This window comes from Acetobacter cibinongensis (genome assembly GCF_000963925.1).
Lineage (GTDB): Bacteria > Pseudomonadota > Alphaproteobacteria > Acetobacterales > Acetobacteraceae > Acetobacter > Acetobacter cibinongensis.
Genome location: NZ_BAMV01000043.1, coordinates 1 through 1,747 on the forward strand (window position 1 = coordinate 1; position 1,747 = coordinate 1,747).

Below are 1,747 nucleotides of genomic sequence, written 5' to 3' on the forward strand. Positions count from 1 at the left end.
AACCACCTTGCTCAACTGTTGTTACGCCAGCAAGAGTGCCTGAGTTAGCAACAATGAATGCACCACTTGCAACTGTCGTATCGACCGCTGTGCCCCCACGAGTGACCGCTAGGCCGGCAGAGACGCCCTGTAGGGCGGTTCCGGAAGCCACACCTGTGCCAATTACAACGACAGAGCCACTACCGGTTACAGTCGTGGAAGTGACAACCCCACCATCCCAAGCCTGCACTCGACCTGCAATAACGGTTGTATTATCTGCATGACCGTTAACTTCAACAAAAACAGCGCCACTGCCAACTATCGTAGAGAACAACTGCCCGCCTGAGACAAAAACAGCACCTTCATCAACGACTGTGTTCGTCGCACTGGCGGTGCTGAGTACCGTCAGCCCTGCATTCCTGTCGGTCAAGGTCACCTGGTCAGCAGAAGCACTATTGGACAGACTAATAGAGCCACGAGCGTTCACTGTGGCTGTCTGAATAGCACCACCAGAAGCAATCAGATACCCAACGGAAGTAACGCTTCCTGCAACAATAGTAGAAACAGCACTACCGCCGAGATAGACAGTTTCATTACCGCCAGACACCAGCACATTGCTGGTTACACCGCCGCTAATGACGGAGGCTTTTTCACCCTCGTTCACGTTTTGTGAAAATGGAGAGTTACTTGAATTAACCGTGTAATCCACCAAATATTCCTTTTTGAAAATAATTTATAGTTAAGCAGACGTTTTCATTCTGCTTTTCTTCTGACCCACTAAATACGGTCCCGCTGAAAGAACAGTTATTGACAGCAATGTCATGCCATCCCGAGACTGCGCGCCAGTAAGAGGAAGAAGTGCGTTTCCGTTCGTCCATGCGGCACCCTGCCACCCCATGTCAGTATGCCAGCCTTCTGGTTTTGTAGTCTGCAGATGCACCGAAATAGAACGCTTCTGAGATTTTCCAATAACGGTAACTTCACCTACAGCTACCCCCATCAAACGACGATCATCGACAAATGGGCCAATGACGTCACAAGGGCGATCAGCTTTCGAAATAAGACGGACGAACGATGTTTTGGGCGGCAGCATAAAGCTGTAAGTCAGGCCCTCATGCCGAATAGCGCGGATGGTTGCACCGGTTTCTGTGACCAGATAGAGGTCTGGATCACTCGTCAACTCCGACATTATTACTGGTGAATGACTGCCAGATGCATGAGCTGCATGACATGTTTCGCGCCATTCAAGGGCACGATAAAGAGGCTCAACAAACGAGCGTTCCACATTGAGCGGGGCGCCAGCATCATTTTGCCAGCTTTTGACTGCGCCACACATGGTCGCAATCTTACCTTCCTGCCGAAAAGATGACCGGTTACCGGTATCCAGATAGCTTTCAGTCAACATTCCATCAGCAGTGATAACGGAATGCTGTTCCGTCTCCACATGATAGTAGTCGTAAGAGGTGATGGATTTATCGTAGAAAATAGACACACCATTGACCAGCATACGCACTGGCACAAACCGGTCCTTGAAGAACAGACAATGCTCAGCAGTGATCAGCATATCCTTGTAAGGAACACCATCAGCAATACCATCTTTGAGCACACGCACAGGCCAACCCGCTTCGTCATCCGGCAAACCGTGGCAGACATTAACATGGGCTTTACCAACCCATACAACAGGGCACACGGTGTCTGTATTGTTCCGCCAATCAAAAGCAATTACTTCGTCACTGACGTGCCCCCCTTTTTGTATCCACTCAAAAGG

At 49.8% G+C, this 1,747-nt stretch carries 1 protein-coding gene and 1 pseudogene; both read right to left on the minus strand.

Translation table 11 applies throughout. The features are described 5' to 3' along the window. A pseudogene (locus tag Abci_RS13010) lies at positions 1–688 on the minus strand (hypothetical protein); the annotation flags it as partial. 30 nt (positions 689–718) lie between these two features. Then, on the minus strand, positions 719–1,747 hold a 1,029-nt coding region (locus tag Abci_RS13015; protein ID WP_048839612.1), incomplete at its 5' end, for a Hint domain-containing protein.